Genomic DNA, 17,031 nt, shown 5'->3' on the forward strand with positions numbered 1-17,031 from the left:
TATAAAATGTTGTTGTGTAGTAATAGGCGCTAGGCGCCTATTAATGTGTGTATTTATGGATTCGCAATTATTACGTTATCTATGCGGTAAAGTGCACCGTCGCCCATATCCCAGCTAGGAAAAACCATGATTACGTTTAATGCGCTAATATCTAAGCCTGCATCAAATAACTGCTGAATAGGGAAGGTGTATGTTTGCCACTCGCCTGTAACAGGTGTTTGCCCTTCAACACTTTGATCTAATGCCAGTTCTACTGCACTTGATGCGCCAATTGATTCAATTTTAAATAACCACTGTGCATCCACGTTTGATGGTGCAGAGACTACTTTCATATCATACTGTACAACACCATTTTCTAATAAGGCAGAGGCGTCAAACGATACGTCTTCATCGGCTAAAAAGCCCATTACAGTTGGGGTAGCCCCAATGCTAAATTGAGCCACTGCGCCGTGCTGATCATCGTCGGTTTCTGTAGTCGGTGTAGATCCAGCGCAACAATCCCATATGCTCCACTGATCGGCGACTGTATCTGTAAATACGTTAAGCTCACCTGAGGCAACTGGTGCTGCATTAGGGTTGTAAATTTTAACGTTATCTACACGGTAAACCGCACCTTCACCTGCGGCCCATGCCGGAAATATCATAAGTACGTCAATAGTGCTTACATCAAGGCCCGCCCCAGCGAGATCTGATAACTTAAAGGTATATGTTTGCCACTCGCCAGTGACAGGTGCTGCGCCTTCTACACTTGCTGTTAGCTCAAGCTCTACTGCAGAGTCGCCACCATTTGATTCAACTTTAAATAACCAAGGTGTAGCAGGGTCGCTAGGGGTAGACGTTACTTTTAAGTCAAATTGAATAACGCCTTCATCTAAAATGCTGCTTGCATCAAACGACTCACCAGCACCACCTACTTCAGTGCGGCTGTTAAAACCCATAACAGTAGGCTCTGCACCAATGGTAAACTCGGCAGTTAAACCGTGTTCTTCATCGTCCATTGCCTCAACAGGTGTTGAGCCGCCGCAACAATCCCACATTGGCCATGCTAGGTTTTGCTCATCTTCAAAAATAGTTAGCTCTGGTGATGCGCCTATATTGTCTTGTGTAATTTCAACATCATCAATTAAAAAGGTTGCACCTTCGCCCGTGCCCCACTCAGGAAATACCATTAGTACATCAATAGCACTAATATCAAGGCCCGCGGCATCTAGGTCAGAAAGTAAAAATGTGTATGTTTGCCATTGGCCTACAACAGGTGCTTGGCCTTCAATACTATTTGAAAGCGGCATATCTGCATCTGATGAGGCTTCTGTACTTTCAAGTTTTACAAACCATGTTGTATCAGGCACGCTTGGTGCGCTTGTTACTTTCATTTTAAAGCGTACGTAGCCTTCTTCTAACATTGGGGATGCATCAAATGGTGTTGCAGCACCATTTTCTTCAGTAATAAACGCATCGCGGCTAATAAAACCAACTACTGTAGGCTCGCTGCCTATTGTAAATTCAACTACGTCACCTTGCTCTTCATCGTTCACTACAGCAGGTGTTGAGCCACCACAACAATCCCATGCTGGCCAGTTAGGGTTAAAGCTATCGCCAAAAATAGTTAATGGGGTCGCAATACCGGTAGATGGTGCACTTGGAATAGGGGCATCGCCTTCAAGTAGGGCATCGTCTAGGCTATCGTAACCTGGGCGAATAGTTTCACAGCCTTTGCCAGTATCTGGGTTAGATGCACATTGATAAACACGTACGTAGTCAACTGCAAACGTTTGGCCGTTTGCAAATGCGTTGGCATCTACGCCTAACTCATTTACGTTTTCAGGCCAGTCGCCGCCTACGGCTAAGTTTAAAAGTAGGTGGAAGTCTTTATCGTAAGGTGCGCTATCCCAATGGGTTTCAAACTCGCCAGAACCTTGTTCAAAATACTCTGCAAACCAACCTCGGTGAGTAAGGCCTACTGCATCGCCATTGGCATTAGTACGTACTTCTGATTGACGCTGCGTTGCGTATAGGTAGCCATCAACGTACCAGCGAATTTCACCTTCTTGCCATTCAATAGCGTAGGTATGAAAGTCATCAGCAGGGTTAGTATCTTCAGGGAATTTGTATTCTTTACCTGTGTAGCTGTTATCTGGCCATGCGCGGCCATAGTGCAGAGTGCCATGAATGCTTGACTCAATACCGCCGTCTTCATCTGCGGTTTTAAGGTTTACAGACTCTAAAACATCAATTTCGCCTGAGCGCGGCCATGTGCCGTATTCTTCATCGGTTGGTAGCATCCAAAATGCTGGCCAACTGCCTTGACCCGAAGGTAGCTTTGCACGTACTTCAAAGCGGCCATAAGTAAAGTCAGCATTGTAACGGGTATTTAACCGCGCAGAAGTGTATGGCTTTTCAGCACCTTCTGTCGCTGGTAGGGCAACAATGTTTAGCACACCGTCGGCAATAAAAGCATTTTGTTCGCTGTCGGTGTAACATTGTTTTTCGTTGTTACCACCGCCGTCGCAGTTTAGTTCAAAGTTCCATTTATTAGTATCAATGGCAGAGCCGTCAAATTCGTCGCTCCACACCATTTGCCAATCTGAAACTGGCTCAGAGGCATCTACATTTTCAAAATTTGATTTAGTGGCAGAATCGCCACCACAGCCAGCTAACGTTGCTAAAGAGATAGCGGCAAATAAGCGTGTAATGTGCGTTGTTTCAATGTTCATAACTGAACCCCGGTTTCAACAGATTATTGTCAGGTTAATTGTTTTTAGAGCTATATTTTTGTGTTGTAAGCGCTTACATTTTAACATGTGTTTTGTAAGCGCTTACAAATGATATTGTGGAGCGTGTAAATGGTCAACATATTTGTTTACTTATTTACATTAAATTTACGGTATGACCAGTTTACCAATTAAACTTTTTAGCATAATTTATATATAAATTAAGTAATTACGAAACGCTACTTGTTGCATTTTAGCGCTTTAAATTGATTTTTTAAGTTAAATCCAAGATATAAAATGACGTGATAAAGTGGTGTTTAATTGGGTACATTTATAAGATTAAATGCACTGCAAACATCAACTTACTCTAATTTAATGTAAGCAAGTTGATATTATTTAAGTGAAAGCTACTTATTTTTAAAGGGCATTATTAGTAAACCCCAAAGTGAGGCATTTTGCTTTTGGCTTGGGTATTCTTTTAAGCCTATATCTATGTCGTTATCGGCTTTTTGTGCTTCATTTTTGTAGCTACCAAACAGTTTGTCCCACCATATAACGCTAAATCCATAGTTTGAATTGGTTTCGCTCACGCGTTGACTATGGTGAATACGATGCAGTATTTGAGTCATTAAAATTAATCGAAGTGGTTTTTCGATTGCTTGTGGCAAGCGTATATTTGCATGATTAAATAATGCTAAACCATTAAGTGCTATTTCAAATATTAATACTGCAATAGCGGGTACACCTAAAGCGGTAACGGCAATCAATTTTATAAGTATGCTTAGTACAATTTCGATAGGATGAAAACGCAAACCTGTGCTGGTATCTACATGCGCATCGGCGTGGTGTACGCGGTGTAAGCGCCATAAAATAGGCACGTTATGAAATAACCTATGCTGCCAATAAATAAGTATATCAAGCAGTAGCATACTTAGAATAATAGCAACAATACTTGGTGTGGCTATTTGATTAAATAAACCAATGCCGTGCTCTTGGTTATAAAGCGCTACGGCGGTTAAGCCTATGGGTACACTTAAGCGGGCAATTAGTGATGAAGCAAACACGAGTCCAAAATTAGCAAACCATCGGGTGTTACTTTTTATAGGCGATTTACGTGCGGGCATTCGTGATTCTAGCAGCATCATAATAACCAAAATGCTAAAAAAGAACCCTAAACGCCACCAAATTTCATTACTCATTGGCTTGTGTAACCTCATCAGCTTCTTGGAGTTTTAACGTGTTATAACCACCATGTATACGTGTAAAAATAGTAATAGCGCACGCAGTGGCAAAAATACTCGCCATTATGGCAAAGTGCTGCGGCCAAATACAAAAGGCAATAAACAGCGCTATGGTTTCTGTGCCTTCGGTTAAGCCATTTAAATAGTAAAAACTTTTGTATTTAAACTGAGGTTTTTCGAGCTTAAATTTTTCGGCGGCTATGGCAAAGGCTAAAAAGCTTGAGCCTGTGCCTATAAAAGTGGCCAGTAATATGCTACCTGCAATGGCGTTTTGCTCGGGGTTTGCCAAAATAAAGCCAAGCGGAATTGCCGCGTAAAATAAAAAGTCGAGGGTAATATCTAAAAACCCGCCAGCGCTTGAACTTAAATTTGCATGGCGTGCCAATGCGCCATCTAGCCCATCTAAAATACGATTTAATACAATAGCCGTTAACGCTGCGTACCACATTTCAAACGCAATTAATGGCACAGCTAATAGCCCTATTAAAAAACCGACCACAGTGAGTTGATCGGGCGTTATACCGCGCTTGTGCATTAACGCTACAACCGGAGTTAACAGTGGCTTTATTACCGGGGTGATGTATTTGTCTAACATGCTTGTGCCTTGTACTTTTTGTGTGTTTATTTATTTGGCTAAATTTAAGGTGATCAGTTTGCCGTTTGCGGCCTCTGCATCGCTATGATCGTGGGTTACCATAATAGCGGGCAGTTTATGCTCACGTATTTGGCTAAATACCAGCTCGCGGGTATCTACTCTTAATTGGGTATCGAGCTTGCTAAATGGCTCATCAAGTAAAATAGCTTTTGGCTCGCTTAATAGCATACGCAGTAAAGCAACGCGTGCTTGTTGCCCACCAGAGAGATTGTCGGGGTGGCGATCAGCCATGCCTTTTAATCCCACTTGTTCAAGCGCGTGCTCTATTTTTTCAAGGCGCTGTTTTTTATTGCCTTTAGGCATAGCAAAAGCAATGTTACCGCTTACCGATAAATGCGAAAATAATAACGCATCTTGATAAAGCACACCTATGTGGCGTAAATGAGCAGGCAAGTTATTAATATTTTCACCGTTAAGCCACACTTCGCCACTTGCGTTAAAGCCGTTGGGTAATGTGCCGGTAAGCCAATTTAATAAACTTGATTTACCACTGCCTGATGGCCCCATAATAGTAAGTATTTCGCCGCCTTTTACCTGCTCGTTTAAGCTTAGTAATTGCTCGTGTTGACGATAAAGCTCACAATTTTTAATCTCTAAAGATGACTGCATTAAAAACCTTTTAATTTATGGGTTAGCGATGCGCGCTTTTAAAAAAGTACTTAGGTAAAACCCACGCGAGTATAAAGCCAATTAGTGGCAATGCCATTTGCATAATGGCATACACAGCACTGGTGCGCCTACTTGCGCCATTAGCAAGGGTAACCGCTTCGGTTGTTATGGTTGCTATTCGCCCGCCACCGGCTAAAAGTGTAGGTAAATATTGGCCAAAACTAATAGCCAAACCAAGTGCGGCCGCAATTAAAATAGGGGCAAATAACTGGGGTAATTTTACGTGTAAAAACACTTTGCAGGGTGTTGCGCCAAGGCTTGCTGCTACATGAGCAAAGCGAGGGTCTAATCGCCTATAGCTGCTCGCAAGTGATAAAAACACATACGGTAGTACAAACAATAAATGGGTAAATACCACATTAAAAAACGCGGCCTGATTATTTACTAGTTGTTGCAGCCACACTAGGCCAAATAAAAACGCAATACTTGGTACAAGCAGCGGTAAATAAATAATTAAGCTGGTAAAGCGCGACATGGGTTTTGCACTTAACTGCTCTGACTCTAAGCACAAAAGCGTAATTATAATGGCAAATAAAGTAGTAACTAGCCCTATAGCAAGGGTATTAAAAAGAGGGCTTTGCATTTGCATTAGCGCACTTTTAAAGTGAAGTAGCGTGAGCTGATCGGGCAGTGCCGCCGGAAAACGCCAAAATCCGGCAACCGACCACATAATTAAGCCAATTAATGAAAGCAAAATAAAGCCAATTACAAATACTGTTAATACGGTCGTTATTTTTTGCCAATAAACACCGCCATATTCTCGCTCGCCATTGGTGAGTAAATCACTAAATAATGCTTTTATGGTTTTTTCGCCGCCAAGCCAAAGAGCTAGTAAACCACCAGTAAGTACAAGCTGCAATAATGCCCCTGCAGAGGCTTTAATACGCAGGTTTAAATCTACATCGTTAAACCAGTGCATAATAGCGACAGCTAAGGTAGGTGGTGTATTTGGCCCCAGAATAAGTGGCATTTCTACACTTGCGCTGGCATAAGCCAATACGGCTAAAATGGGTAGGCGCAGTAATGGGTAAAGGCTTGGCAGTATCACTTTAAAAAAAGCAGTCATAGGGCAGTAGCCTAAATTAAGCGCTACTTTATGTTGTTGGCGCAGCTTTTTGCCAAGCTCAGGTTGGGCAAGCACACCTAGCGCCATTAACAGTAAAAAAGGCAGCTCTTTAAGCGTTAAGCCTAAAATTATACTAATACCAAACGAGTCATGCGGAAACATGCCGTTAGGCGCAAGTTCCCACCCACTAAACCAAGGCGATACTAAACGCGAGATCATACCCGAAGGAGCAATTAAAAAACCAACCGCAATAGCCGCTGCTGCGTGGGGTATTACAAGTATTGGACTCAGTAAACGTTGAATACGGTTAAGCCAAGGGCTATTAAAAAATGCCGCTAAAATCATTAACGTAATTATAAAGGCAAATAAGGTACTTATTAATCCGGTGCCAACACTTAGCATAACCATTTGTGTTAGGCCGGGTGTTTGCATAAGCATAGTAAAGCCATGTAGGCCAAGTGTTGTATGCTCAAGTACTGGTGCATAGCCAAAAGCGGGTAATAGCACGCTAATTAGGCCGCCTATTACCGGCAAAATTAGCAATGCGAGTAAAAAGCGTGGACTTAATTTAACTAATTTACTAAACATATCGGCGCTTTTATGTGGTTTAAGCGTTGGGCTCGCTGCTAACTTATTTGAAACAACACTCATTGGCTTACTCCAAAACGTGTTTGCCAACCTTGCATAATAGCGTTTACCCAGCTTGGGTGTGGCTCACTTAGCGTGCGTTTAATACTATTTAAAGGCAGTGCGCTTGGATGTGGTTGCGTTGTTTTAAATAAGGCTTGTTGCTGTGGTGTTAGTGTTAACTGAATAAGTACGCTTTTATCGCCCCATATAGGCGCTTTTTGTTTTTGAGCTTGCGCCTCTGGGCTTAATAAAAAATTAGCCACTAACTGCGCACTTTGCTGGTGGCTTGCGTTATAAGGTATGGCTACAAAGTGGGTGTTACTTAAACTGCCATCTTGCATTGCATAACTGCGAATACTTTTTGGTAAATCATAACGTTTAACGGCGGCGGGTACTTCGGGCGCTGAAAACGTAAACGCTATGCTTAGCTCTGTGTCGTCTACTAAGCGGCGCATTTGTGCACCACTTTGCATAAAATGGCTGCCATCGCGCCAAAGTGTTGGGTGCAGTTTATTTAAAAAATCCCATAATGGGTTTAATACTTGAGCTGTGTTTTGTGCTGTAGCAGGCTGATTTAACTCTGCTTTAAGTGTTTCATCACTTTGTTGATGTAGCATAACAAGCGCGTATTTTAAAAAGCTCATTCCTAAAAAGTCAGGTGGCTTTGGGTAACTAAAGCGCCCCGGGTTTTGTGCGCTCCAGCTAAGTAATTGGTTTAGGGTTGTGGGTAGTGTGTTATTTGCAGTGCCGTCAATTGCTAAACTGTCGTAATAAAAGGTGAGCGATGCTTGGCCCCAAGGTGCTTCCATTCCATTAGTGGGTATTCCAAAATCAAAATTAACAGCGGGGTTATTACTAGGGTCGGTGTAGCTAAAATTAGGCAGCTTATTAGCCCATTGTTTAAGTAATAATGAGTGCTCGCTCATGGTGGCAAAGTTAGCACCATTTATCCAAATTAAATCTACGCTGCCTTTGTCGTTATTGTTTGCTGATTTTTCGGCTAGTACCCGGCTTACTGCTTCGCTGGTATCACTTAGCTTTACATGTACTAAGTTAATGTTGTATTTGGCTTTTACTTGCTGTGCAGCCCATTGAATATACGCATTTATTTGCGCATCGCCGCCCCACGCATAAAAATATACGCTTTGGTCTTTGCCTAAGCTTTCAACTTGCTGCCAACGGCTTTGTAATTGTGTACTTGCTAGGCTTTTAAAGCTAATAACAAGGCAAATGCAAAACGCGACACAGCAAAAGCTGTATCGCGATAATGTTTGCCAAAATTTATTGGCGAGCATTTAAATCCCAGTTGTAGTCTAAAAACTTAACTTTCATGTCGTTATTTTTAAGCGCTTTTTGCTGAGCGGGTATCAGTTTTAGTGCTTTAGGGTATTGCATAAAAAACTGCTGCAGCGTATTTGCACCTTTAAAGCCTTGTTCAAAATCATCGGCGTACCACTTAAATATTGAAGACACACTTAGCGTGTTATCTTGCGCTATATTACGGGTCATGTCTGATAAAAAACGCACCGTTTGCTCTTGCAATTGGCTTTCTAAATCAGTGGCTGTGTAGGCTTCTTCACGTAGTGCTGGGCAGCCAATACTTGCGCAATTTACAGCAAAGTGAATTCGTGGGTCGTTGTATTTACCACTGCCACGTATTAAACCATGCTCTATATTATCAAGACTGCGAGTTTTACCAAGTAATGGCACAAATTCTTTGCTCCATGGTGAGCTAAAAAAACTGCCTAAATCTTTAATTGACTTAAGATCTGGGTATTTTGTTAATATAAGCTCAACAGTAAAGGCGTTATATGCGTTAATTAAAAACGCCAGCTGCTTAGGTTTTTCCCATGTATCAAACTCATTTTGCGTAACAGCCGATAGCGAATCTAAATAGGTTTTAAGCTCGCTGTGCTTAGCTTTTATTGCTGCGTAATCAACCTCTGTGCTGTGGCTATGATTAATAGCTACAACATGGTTGTTTAATAATGTATTCCAGCTGTCATGCATGTTTTGAGCGTTGCTTGCAAACGATGTTGCAAGCAAAGCAGACCCTAACAATAGCGCTTTTAAAGGTGTTTTAAACATATTAGCCTCTGCGCCATGTGTGGTATTTTTCAAGCATGTTAAGTACTTTCTCAGGTGCATGAGCGCGTTTCCACTCGCCTGCTGCGTACTTGTTACCTTCAGCCCAAGTAGGGTAGCTGTGAATAGTGCCTAGTATTTTGTTAAGGCCTAAACCGTGTTTCATTGCCAGTACAAACTCAGCTATTAAATCGCCAGCGTGCTCAGATACCACAGTAACACCGAGTATTTTGTCTTTGCCTTTTGGTGTAATTACTTTAATAAAGCCTTTGGTGGCGCTGTCGGTAATGGCGCGGTCTAGCTCTTCAAATTCAAAGCGAGTGATTTCATAGTCTATGCCTTTATCAATAGCGTCTTGCTCGTTTAAGCCAACACGTGCTACTTCTGGGTCAATAAATGTAGTCCACGGGATTACACGGTAATCTACTTTAAACTTTTTAAGATTACCAAATAAGCCATTTACTGCTGCGTACCAGCCCTGATGAGCGGCTACGTGCGTAAACTGATACGGACCTACAATATCGCCCGCGGCAAAAATGTTAGGGTAAAGCGTTTCAAGGTATTCGTTAGTTACTACAGTACGGTTTGTTTCTATGCCGAGTTCTTCAAGGCCGTAACCTTTAAGGCGAGCGCTTCGGCCCACAGCACATAGTAGCTCATCGTATTCAATATCGATTTCGGTATCATTATGTTTTACCACAATGAACTTTTTGCCATCGCGCTCTTCACAGCGCAGTGCTTGATGCGAGGTTAAAATGTTTACGCCGCTCTCAGTAAGCGCTTCGTGAGCAAAGGTAGACACTTCTAGGTCTTCTTTGATCATAATGCGTTCAGCCATTTCAATTTGCGTAACATTTGAGCCTAAGCGTGCAAAGCTTTGTGCAAGTTCACTACCAATTGGACCACCGCCAAGTACAACAAGCTTTTTAGGGGCTTCTTCAAGCTCAGCAAATTTAGTCCATAATGTATCGCTTGTTACATAGCCTGTTTCTTCAATACCAGGTAATGGCGGTACAAATGGGCGTGCGCCAGTGGCAATAACAATAGTACGGGCGGTTAATGTTTGTGTGCCGCCATCGTTAAGCTTAATTTCTACAGTCCACGGGTCTAATAATTTACCGTAGCCTTTGACAACATCTACGCCTAGGTTTGTGTAGCGCTCAACGCTGTCGTGCGGGGCTACGTCGGCAATTACTTGGTGTACTCGTGCCATTACTTTTTTAAACGAAAACTGCGGTGTCGCGTTTTCAAGGCCGTAGTGTTCACCGTGGCGAATTTGCTCGGCAATTTTAGCGCTTTTGATAACTGCTTTACTTGGCACACACCCATAGTTTAAACAATCGCCGCCCATTTCACCGGCTTCAATTAGGGTTACTTTGGCTTTAACTGCCGCTGCAATGTAGCTTGTTACTAAGCCGCCAGCACCTGCGCCAATAACAATCATGTTGCGGTCGAACTTTTTAGGTTTAGTGTAATTTTTGTATACGCGACGTTTTTTAAACATGTTTAAAGTTCCTTTAGCAATGAATGGGAACACACCCAATAAAGCGAACGATAAAATAAGATCGAGCGATAAGATGCCTGATAAGCTTTCAATTTGAGCCAGTTGCGTACCCGCGTTTACAAATACAAATGTACCCGCCAGCATGCCTACTTGGCTTACCCAGTAAAAGGTCCATGCTTTAATTGCGGTAACACCCATTAATAAGTTAATTAAAAAAAATGGAAATACTGGTACTAATCTAAGCGTAAATAAGTAAAAGCCACCTTCTTTTTCAACGCCTGCGTCAATAGCGTCTAAACGCTCAGGAAAGCGCTGTTTAATTGTATCGCGCAGTAAGTAACGCGATACTAAAAAAGCAAGCGTAGCACCCACAGTAGAGGCAAAAGAGGCTACAAGTAAGCCTTCAACTAAGCCAAATAAAGCACCTGCGGCCAGTGTTAATATTGCCGCGCCCGGTAACGAAAGAGCCGTTACTACTACGTACAGTAAAAAGAAGCCACCAAAAACCAACAATGGTGATTGCTCTTTATATTGGCTAAATTGATCCATCGATCCTTTTAAGCCTTCAAGCGTAAGTAACTGGTGTAAATTAAAGTGAAAGAACAAGCCTATAGCCGCTGCTGCAATCAATACCAAAAATAGTTTTTTAATCATGTTCTCTCTCAAACCGCTCTTAAAAATTATGGGTTAGTGTTAATTTTGCGTTTATTGGCAATTCAGGAAATGCCAATGTTGCGCCAAAGTAACCACCTTCAAATACTGGGCGCCAGTTTTTTTGATTTGTGACGTTGTTTACATCTAATCGCAACTTAGTACTAGGCGTAAAAGCGTAGCTAGTATTAACGTTTAGCGTGTATTGATCACGAATTTTAACTGTTGCTAAAAAGTCTAATGGGTAACTCTTTGTATATAGACCTGAAAAACCCGTTTGCCATTTCGAATTAATTGAATAATTTCCATTAAAACTGAACGACTGCTCAGGAATGCCTTGTACACGGGTGTTTGAAGGTGCAAACGCGGTAAAACTTGGCGCGCCAACGCCCGTACCAGCAATAATATCTGGGCGCGAATTATCAAACGCATCGATTACTTGAGCAGAATCTTGGCTGCTTGCAGAGTTGTCGTAGCGAGCATCAATATAGCTGTAGCCAGCACTTAGCCAATAAGGGTAAGCATCGTAAAATACTTGGCTTTCAAAACCTGTGGTACGAATACCTGTATTGCTGCCATCGCGATTACGTAAACTACGGCGCTGGCTAAATACAGCGCCATCAGCGTACCAGTCGCTGTCGGTTGGGGCGTACTTTAAGCCAAACTCGATTAACGTGTTTTCGGTTGCAAAGTTTTGTGCGCTAATCGTGTTATCGCCGCCAAGTGATGTACCGCCAGCCATACTGTTTGATGTTGCTTCGTTATAACTTGCTGCACCATAGGTGGTGTAGTCGGCATTTAATTTGTAATTAAAGCTAACTTGGCCAGAATGCAGTATTTCGTTAATGCTGTCGCTTGCGGCAACTTGACCTTGTGGTGCAATAGGGTCGTTTGCTTCTACATCGTAAAAGTCAACGCGGTAACCCACACTAGTATGAAGTTTATCGCCCCAATCTGAGTCTTGCTGAATAGCAAACCCTGTTTGCCATGAGCGTGAGTCGGTGGTATCTGATAGGTTAAAGTCGCCGCTGCCATCGTTATCTAAATCGTATTGGCCACCAGGCGATACAAATACACCTGGGCTTAGCTCTACTAAACGTGCTTTTTGTGCATCGGTTAAAGGAATGCGGCGGTTTGAAAGTGGGCCAGTTAAATCAATTGGTAAATCGGCCTCGGTAGTAAATTGGCTGTAGCCAAGTACTTTATTGTAGCGTACGTCAAAAGCAAAAATTGTTTGCTGGTCGCTATTCCAACGGTAGGTAAGCTCCGTTCGGTTTTGGGCGGTATCTGCGCCGTCTATAATTTCTACAAAGCTGTTTTGTGCTATTTCTTCACGCTGTAAATGTTGAAAATACGTAATGTTTTTAAGTGAGGCATTAGCACTTAGCTCGCGCTTATAAATGCTGTGAATTAAATAAGTGGTTGCTTCGTTTTGGTTATCAGGGTCGGTAAGTACGGTGCTGCGATCTATTTTTACTTGCCCAGTAGGCGATACAATAGAACCCGCTGCTGGTACGGTACTGCCATTTTCTTGCACGCCTTGGCCGGTAATATAAAGGCCATCATCAATTAAGGCTTGGGTAGGGCGGTTAATACCGGCGTTATCGGTAAATTCAACTTGGTATAGCTCAAAGTTAATATCCCAACTGCTTTTGTCGTCTGGCAAAATTCTAAGGGCAGCAAATAAGCTGTCGCTTTTAGTGCCTGAGTAATCGTAGTAACTGCCTTCATCAAGGTGCTCGTAACTTACTCTAAGGCCAACTTTATCTTTTATAATTGGGGCTGTGTAATCCACTTGTGCACTGTATTGATCCCATCGCCCCGCTGAGAGCTTAACTTTACCTTTACTTTCATCTGTAGAAGCAGTCTTTGAGTGTAAATTTACAAAACCACCGTTACGTTGGCTTGAACCAAATAAAACAGGTGGTGCACCTTTTACTACATCTATTTGTTCTATAGAGTTGAACGATAACGGCACACCAAAGCCATTATTACCCGCTTGACGACGTGTACCATCTTGAAAAAGCTCACCCAGTTGGCCACGAATAGTAGGTAAACTGGGCGCACCAAAGCCACTTGCAGAGTATGTGTTTGGGCTAACTGCAAGTACGTCTTGTAGGGTAGTGATGTTGAGTTGTTCTATTAACTCGCTTGAAATAGGCGTTACTGAGCGTGCAATATCTTGCAATGCCAAATTATCCCCGAAAGGGCCGTCTACAGTGGCATCTTTTACAGATAAACCTTGAGATTTAAGAACTTGGCCAGCCACTTCAATGTGTTCAATTGCGCTTTTAGTTGTTGCTTTTGATTCTTCAGCTGCAAATGCTATTAATGGTGTATTTAATATAGTGGCTAGGGATAGTGCTAAATATGCGTGTTTCAAACGTTTTCTCTCTACGGTTAAAATGTTGTTGGCGATAAAGACCGAAGGCTATAAAAATAACTTTCAATAAAATTGCGCTTCTTTTTGTTTTTTAGAACATAAGCCCAAACAATTATTTAAAAGTAGTACTTAAGTACCTTTAATTTATTGTTTCTGTAAATGGCTGCTTTTTATCATTTTTTTAAGCATAGTATACTTCTATAAAGCATGTACGATATGGCCTAACATTTATAAATAAATGCTCAAACGTACCGTTAATAAAAATAATTACTGTTTTTTGAAATAAAAATTAACTTATACGGTCTAGCTTACCTTAACGTTTATTAATATTTTTTTAGGGAATTTTTATGACAGGTTCAATCAGTTCTGATGTGCAAAATCGTTTGCAGTGGTCACTTTTATCTCTGCGTGTAGGTGTGTTTATTGTAATGGTTATGTGGACATTCGATAAGTTTGTTAACCCTGGACATAGCGCACGTATTTTTGAGCATTTTTATGGGATTAGTGGCTCTACAGATATTGTGGCTTACATTATTGGCGCGGTGCAGCTAGTACTTGTTTTAGCTTTTTTAGCAGGTATTAAAAAACGTATTACTTACGGTATTATTTTTGTAATGCACGGCCTATCAACGCTTTCATCTTACAATCAGTACATTGATGGATTTAATAACTTATTATTTTTTACTGCGTGGCCAATGTGGGCAGCATGTTTTGCGCTTTATCTATTACGTGACCAAGACGTAAAATTTACTGTTAAATAATATTTATTTAAAGCAAAAAAATGGTTATAAGCCATAAGGCTTATAACCAATAAGTACACAAGGGAGTGTATGGAAGTCGGTTATTAACAACTAATGCATAGCATCGTTGTACTGCTCAGCAAGGCTCTCTTTTTGCCCTTCAGTCAAAGCCTTACCCGCTAATTGAAATACTTCATGTTCTTCTTCGCTTAAATGGTGATGTACTAAATGGTGCAGTTTTTTAGCCGCAACTAACCAAGCAGACGAGCTCATTTCGGTATCTTCAAGTTGTTCAATTAATTCATCAATTTCATGGTGCTCTGCAACGCTGTGGCGTGCTTTTTCGTGCGTTAGATCATCAAACATAAGTGGGTTATAAAAATAACGCTCTTCAAATTTTGCGTGATCTTCCAACTCTGTTTTAAGCTCGTCCATTAGCTTGTGGCGCTCAGTTGTATCGCCGTGCGTTTGAATAAGTGCATCTACCAATTTACGTTGTTTATCGTGATCGTGACGTAGCGCTTCAAATATATTCATAACTAATCCTTTACTTGCTCTTTAATTGCTTACATATGTTGAAGCAAGCTAAATGCCACTTATTAACTTATTGAATTTAATCGACTTATGTTTTTTGTTTGCTCGTGGGAGTATGCGGCTTGTAAGTTTTACAAGCACGCTTATGCAATATTTTCAGGCTTCAGCCCTACAGAACCTTACAAATATTTACTGGTGGTGTTTTTTATTGCAGTGATAAAGTAATAATATTATTTAGGTACAATTTAAAAACATTACCCTATTGACGCTTTAGTGTAAGGGACACAGCTTAAGGATGAACACAAAAAGCCCAATAATCACGTTACTACTTTGCGCATTATTAAGTGCATGTAGTACAGCGCCGCATTATGGAAGTAGTTTATGCAGGGAAGAAGCTGAAATGACTGAGCTAAATGGCACTCAAACAAGCTCAGAGGTTTACAATGAATGTATAAGTACTCAATTAAAAAAAGATGCTAAAGAGGATGCTTTTTTTGATGAAGTAGGTTTGTTTTTTATCGAGCTACTTATTTTGATAGCCGATTAAATAAGTAACTTTGTAGCTATAATCTAAGGCAAAAGGGTGCTTAAAATAGGATTGATTATGAAAGCGTTTTTAATTGCGATCTCACTGTGTATATTTTTAGCTGGCTGTGCAGCAAAGCCTTATGCGGGCTCTGCAAAGTGTATGGAGCAAGCTGATATTGCTTACGAAACACAAACACATAAAAATGAATCATTTAATAATGAATGCAAAGCTGCAAAAGTAAATGCGCCGAATAAAGAGCTTGAGAATCATGGCGTGTTAGATAGAAGTATTTTGCAAACGCTGGCTCATTTTTTAAATAGGCTTTTTAACTAAAGGTAAAGCAATGAATAAAGTGTTAAGAGCAAAAATAATTACCGTATGCGATAAAAAAATAGCAGCCAAAGGCGGAAATGTAGGGCTTTCTTTTTACGCTTTTTTTGCAAATAAAAACGACAACCCAGAGCTACTCATGCAAGCCGCAACTTGGTGGATACACACCCATAAATTAGATCACTTTGAAAAAGCCCACAAAATAAAACAGCTGATTATTGATGAAAAATAATCAGTACAAGCGCCCCCAATCAGTTATATAGCTTTAATTATTTAGCGACTTTATGCTGATGAGCATACCTGTTGCTTATTAAAGCTCATTTAATATAAAGCTCAGCGAGTTACTCATTACAATAAAACCTTTTTAATAATATTTATAAATGGCAATGAGTTACGCTATTTGTTATTTATAATGCACTTATGTTTTTTGCTACAGTGAGATCAATTATGAGCCGAGAAAAATACTTAGGTATGCAAGAAGGGGATCTTGATAATAAAAAGTATGCTAAATATTGGAACCCTCAAATGTCTCCCATGCAAAAACATACTCTACACGCTATTGAACACGGCCCAGAAGCCGGTGAACTAGGTTTTCCTGTTACAGACGCTAACACACTTCTTAAGCCGGGCTATTTACCGTTAGAAAACGGCTTTACACGTTTGAACAATGGACAAGTTTTTGTAAGCGTATTAACTAAAATGCCTAAAGTAACCGGAAAATGATTGACTGGTGGTTTGGCTGGCACTATCTAGAAAGCCAACGTTACAAGCTATGGCATCCGCGCTGTCATGTAGCTAACAAAGCAGAAAAAATGATAAGTGACGATCCTAATTTATCAGATCGTGAAAAGTATCTTAATAACCCTAATTATGTAACCGAATACATAGGTAGTAAATTACAAGATATACTTATTACCTTTTCAGAGCCTGCTACTTTTTTTGATACCAGCCAGTTTAAAAATGCAAATATTGGAACTGCTATTTGTGGCTCTATTGGGCTGCAAAAGTTTCCATTAAATTTTGCAAAGTTAATCCATTTGATCAGAGAAACTGAAGATGGTTGTGAAATGCGCAGTCGTTTTTGGCTCGGAAAACCCGAAATTAGAGGGCTCGACGCCAATGGAGCTGTAAATCAAATTGCAGGGGCTAAATTTTTCGCTAAAAATAGCGTGTCTATCGAAATGGGTAAAGAGTTATATGTTCATTGCGCTATGGAAATGAACCATTTATCTAGTTTTCTTCCTGAGTTATATAACGACTATCACGACAATAAACAATAAACTGGACTTCCCACAGTTTGCTA

Annotated in this window: 14 protein-coding genes and 1 pseudogene; 5 read left to right on the plus strand and 10 right to left on the minus strand. The window is 40.9% G+C overall.

The window, feature by feature from the left end; genetic code table 11:
• Positions 1 to 53: 53 nt before the first annotated feature.
• The 9 genes from CWC11_RS13840 to CWC11_RS13880 all read right to left on the minus strand — a co-directional run bounded on the left by CWC11_RS13840 (position 54) and on the right by CWC11_RS13880 (position 13,595).
• On the minus strand, positions 54 to 2,714 hold the full coding sequence (locus CWC11_RS13840; protein WP_138683164.1) for a glycoside hydrolase family 16 protein: 2,661 nt from the start codon (positions 2,712 to 2,714) through the stop codon (positions 54 to 56).
• Between the two features lie 404 nt (positions 2,715 to 3,118).
• Positions 3,119 to 3,910, minus strand: coding sequence for a sterol desaturase family protein (locus tag CWC11_RS13845; RefSeq protein ID WP_138683165.1), 792 nt, complete (start codon positions 3,908 to 3,910; stop codon positions 3,119 to 3,121).
• A complete protein-coding gene (locus tag CWC11_RS13850; RefSeq protein ID WP_138683166.1) occupies positions 3,903 to 4,547 on the minus strand; it encodes a CDP-alcohol phosphatidyltransferase family protein in 645 nt (214 codons plus the stop codon). Before CWC11_RS13850 ends, CWC11_RS13845 begins: the two co-directional genes overlap by 8 nt.
• A gap of 30 nt (positions 4,548 to 4,577) precedes the next feature.
• On the minus strand, positions 4,578 to 5,216 hold the full coding sequence (locus tag CWC11_RS13855) for an ATP-binding cassette domain-containing protein (protein ID WP_138683167.1): 639 nt from the start codon (positions 5,214 to 5,216) through the stop codon (positions 4,578 to 4,580).
• Positions 5,217 to 5,238: 22 nt separating this feature from the next.
• A complete protein-coding gene (locus CWC11_RS13860; protein WP_138683168.1) occupies positions 5,239 to 6,993 on the minus strand; it encodes an ABC transporter permease in 1,755 nt (584 codons plus the stop codon).
• Positions 6,990 to 8,267: an ABC transporter substrate-binding protein gene (locus CWC11_RS13865; protein WP_138683169.1), complete on the minus strand. Its 1,278-nt coding sequence runs from the start codon at positions 8,265 to 8,267 to the stop codon at positions 6,990 to 6,992. Before CWC11_RS13865 ends, CWC11_RS13860 begins: the two co-directional genes overlap by 4 nt.
• Positions 8,254 to 9,060: a DUF547 domain-containing protein gene (locus CWC11_RS13870; protein WP_138683170.1), complete on the minus strand. Its 807-nt coding sequence runs from the start codon at positions 9,058 to 9,060 to the stop codon at positions 8,254 to 8,256. The genes CWC11_RS13865 and CWC11_RS13870 overlap by 14 nt, the downstream gene beginning before the upstream one ends.
• 1 nt (position 9,061) lies before the next feature.
• Positions 9,062 to 11,215, minus strand: coding sequence for a dihydrolipoyl dehydrogenase family protein (locus CWC11_RS13875; protein ID WP_138683171.1), 2,154 nt, complete (start codon positions 11,213 to 11,215; stop codon positions 9,062 to 9,064).
• Positions 11,216 to 11,234: 19 nt separating this feature from the next.
• Entirely contained in the window at positions 11,235 to 13,595 is a 2,361-nt protein-coding gene (locus CWC11_RS13880; RefSeq protein ID WP_138683172.1) for a TonB-dependent receptor, read from the minus strand.
• A 347-nt stretch (positions 13,596 to 13,942) separates the two neighbouring features.
• Here CWC11_RS13880 and CWC11_RS13885 point away from each other — a divergent pair, with 347 nt between their 5' ends.
• Complete coding sequence (locus CWC11_RS13885) at positions 13,943 to 14,356, plus strand: hypothetical protein (protein ID WP_138683173.1); 414 nt, start codon at positions 13,943 to 13,945, stop codon at positions 14,354 to 14,356.
• Positions 14,357 to 14,446: 90 nt separating this feature from the next.
• On the opposite strand, the gene CWC11_RS13890 is transcribed toward CWC11_RS13885, so the two are convergent.
• Positions 14,447 to 14,872: a hemerythrin domain-containing protein gene (locus CWC11_RS13890; protein WP_138683174.1), complete on the minus strand. Its 426-nt coding sequence runs from the start codon at positions 14,870 to 14,872 to the stop codon at positions 14,447 to 14,449.
• Positions 14,873 to 15,164: 292 nt separating this feature from the next.
• Between CWC11_RS13890 and CWC11_RS13895 the strand changes: the two genes are divergently transcribed.
• From CWC11_RS13895 to CWC11_RS13915, 4 genes and pseudogenes are all read left to right on the plus strand, one after another.
• Positions 15,165 to 15,416: a hypothetical protein gene (locus CWC11_RS13895; RefSeq protein ID WP_138683175.1), complete on the plus strand. Its 252-nt coding sequence runs from the start codon at positions 15,165 to 15,167 to the stop codon at positions 15,414 to 15,416.
• A 57-nt stretch (positions 15,417 to 15,473) separates the two neighbouring features.
• Positions 15,474 to 15,731, plus strand: coding sequence for a hypothetical protein (locus CWC11_RS13900; RefSeq protein WP_138683176.1), 258 nt, complete (start codon positions 15,474 to 15,476; stop codon positions 15,729 to 15,731).
• Positions 15,732 to 15,741: 10 nt separating this feature from the next.
• Positions 15,742 to 15,960 carry a DUF6500 family protein gene (locus CWC11_RS13905; protein ID WP_138683177.1) on the plus strand — a complete coding sequence of 73 codons (219 nt, stop codon included), beginning with the start codon at positions 15,742 to 15,744 and terminating at the stop codon, positions 15,958 to 15,960.
• Positions 15,961 to 16,262: 302 nt separating this feature from the next.
• Positions 16,263 to 17,008: pseudogene (locus tag CWC11_RS13915) on the plus strand (DAPG hydrolase family protein).
• The last annotated feature ends 23 nt before the right edge of the window (positions 17,009 to 17,031 follow it).

It is taken from the genome of Pseudoalteromonas sp. S3178, from assembly GCF_005886985.1.
GTDB classification, from domain to species: domain Bacteria; phylum Pseudomonadota; class Gammaproteobacteria; order Enterobacterales; family Alteromonadaceae; genus Pseudoalteromonas; species Pseudoalteromonas carrageenovora.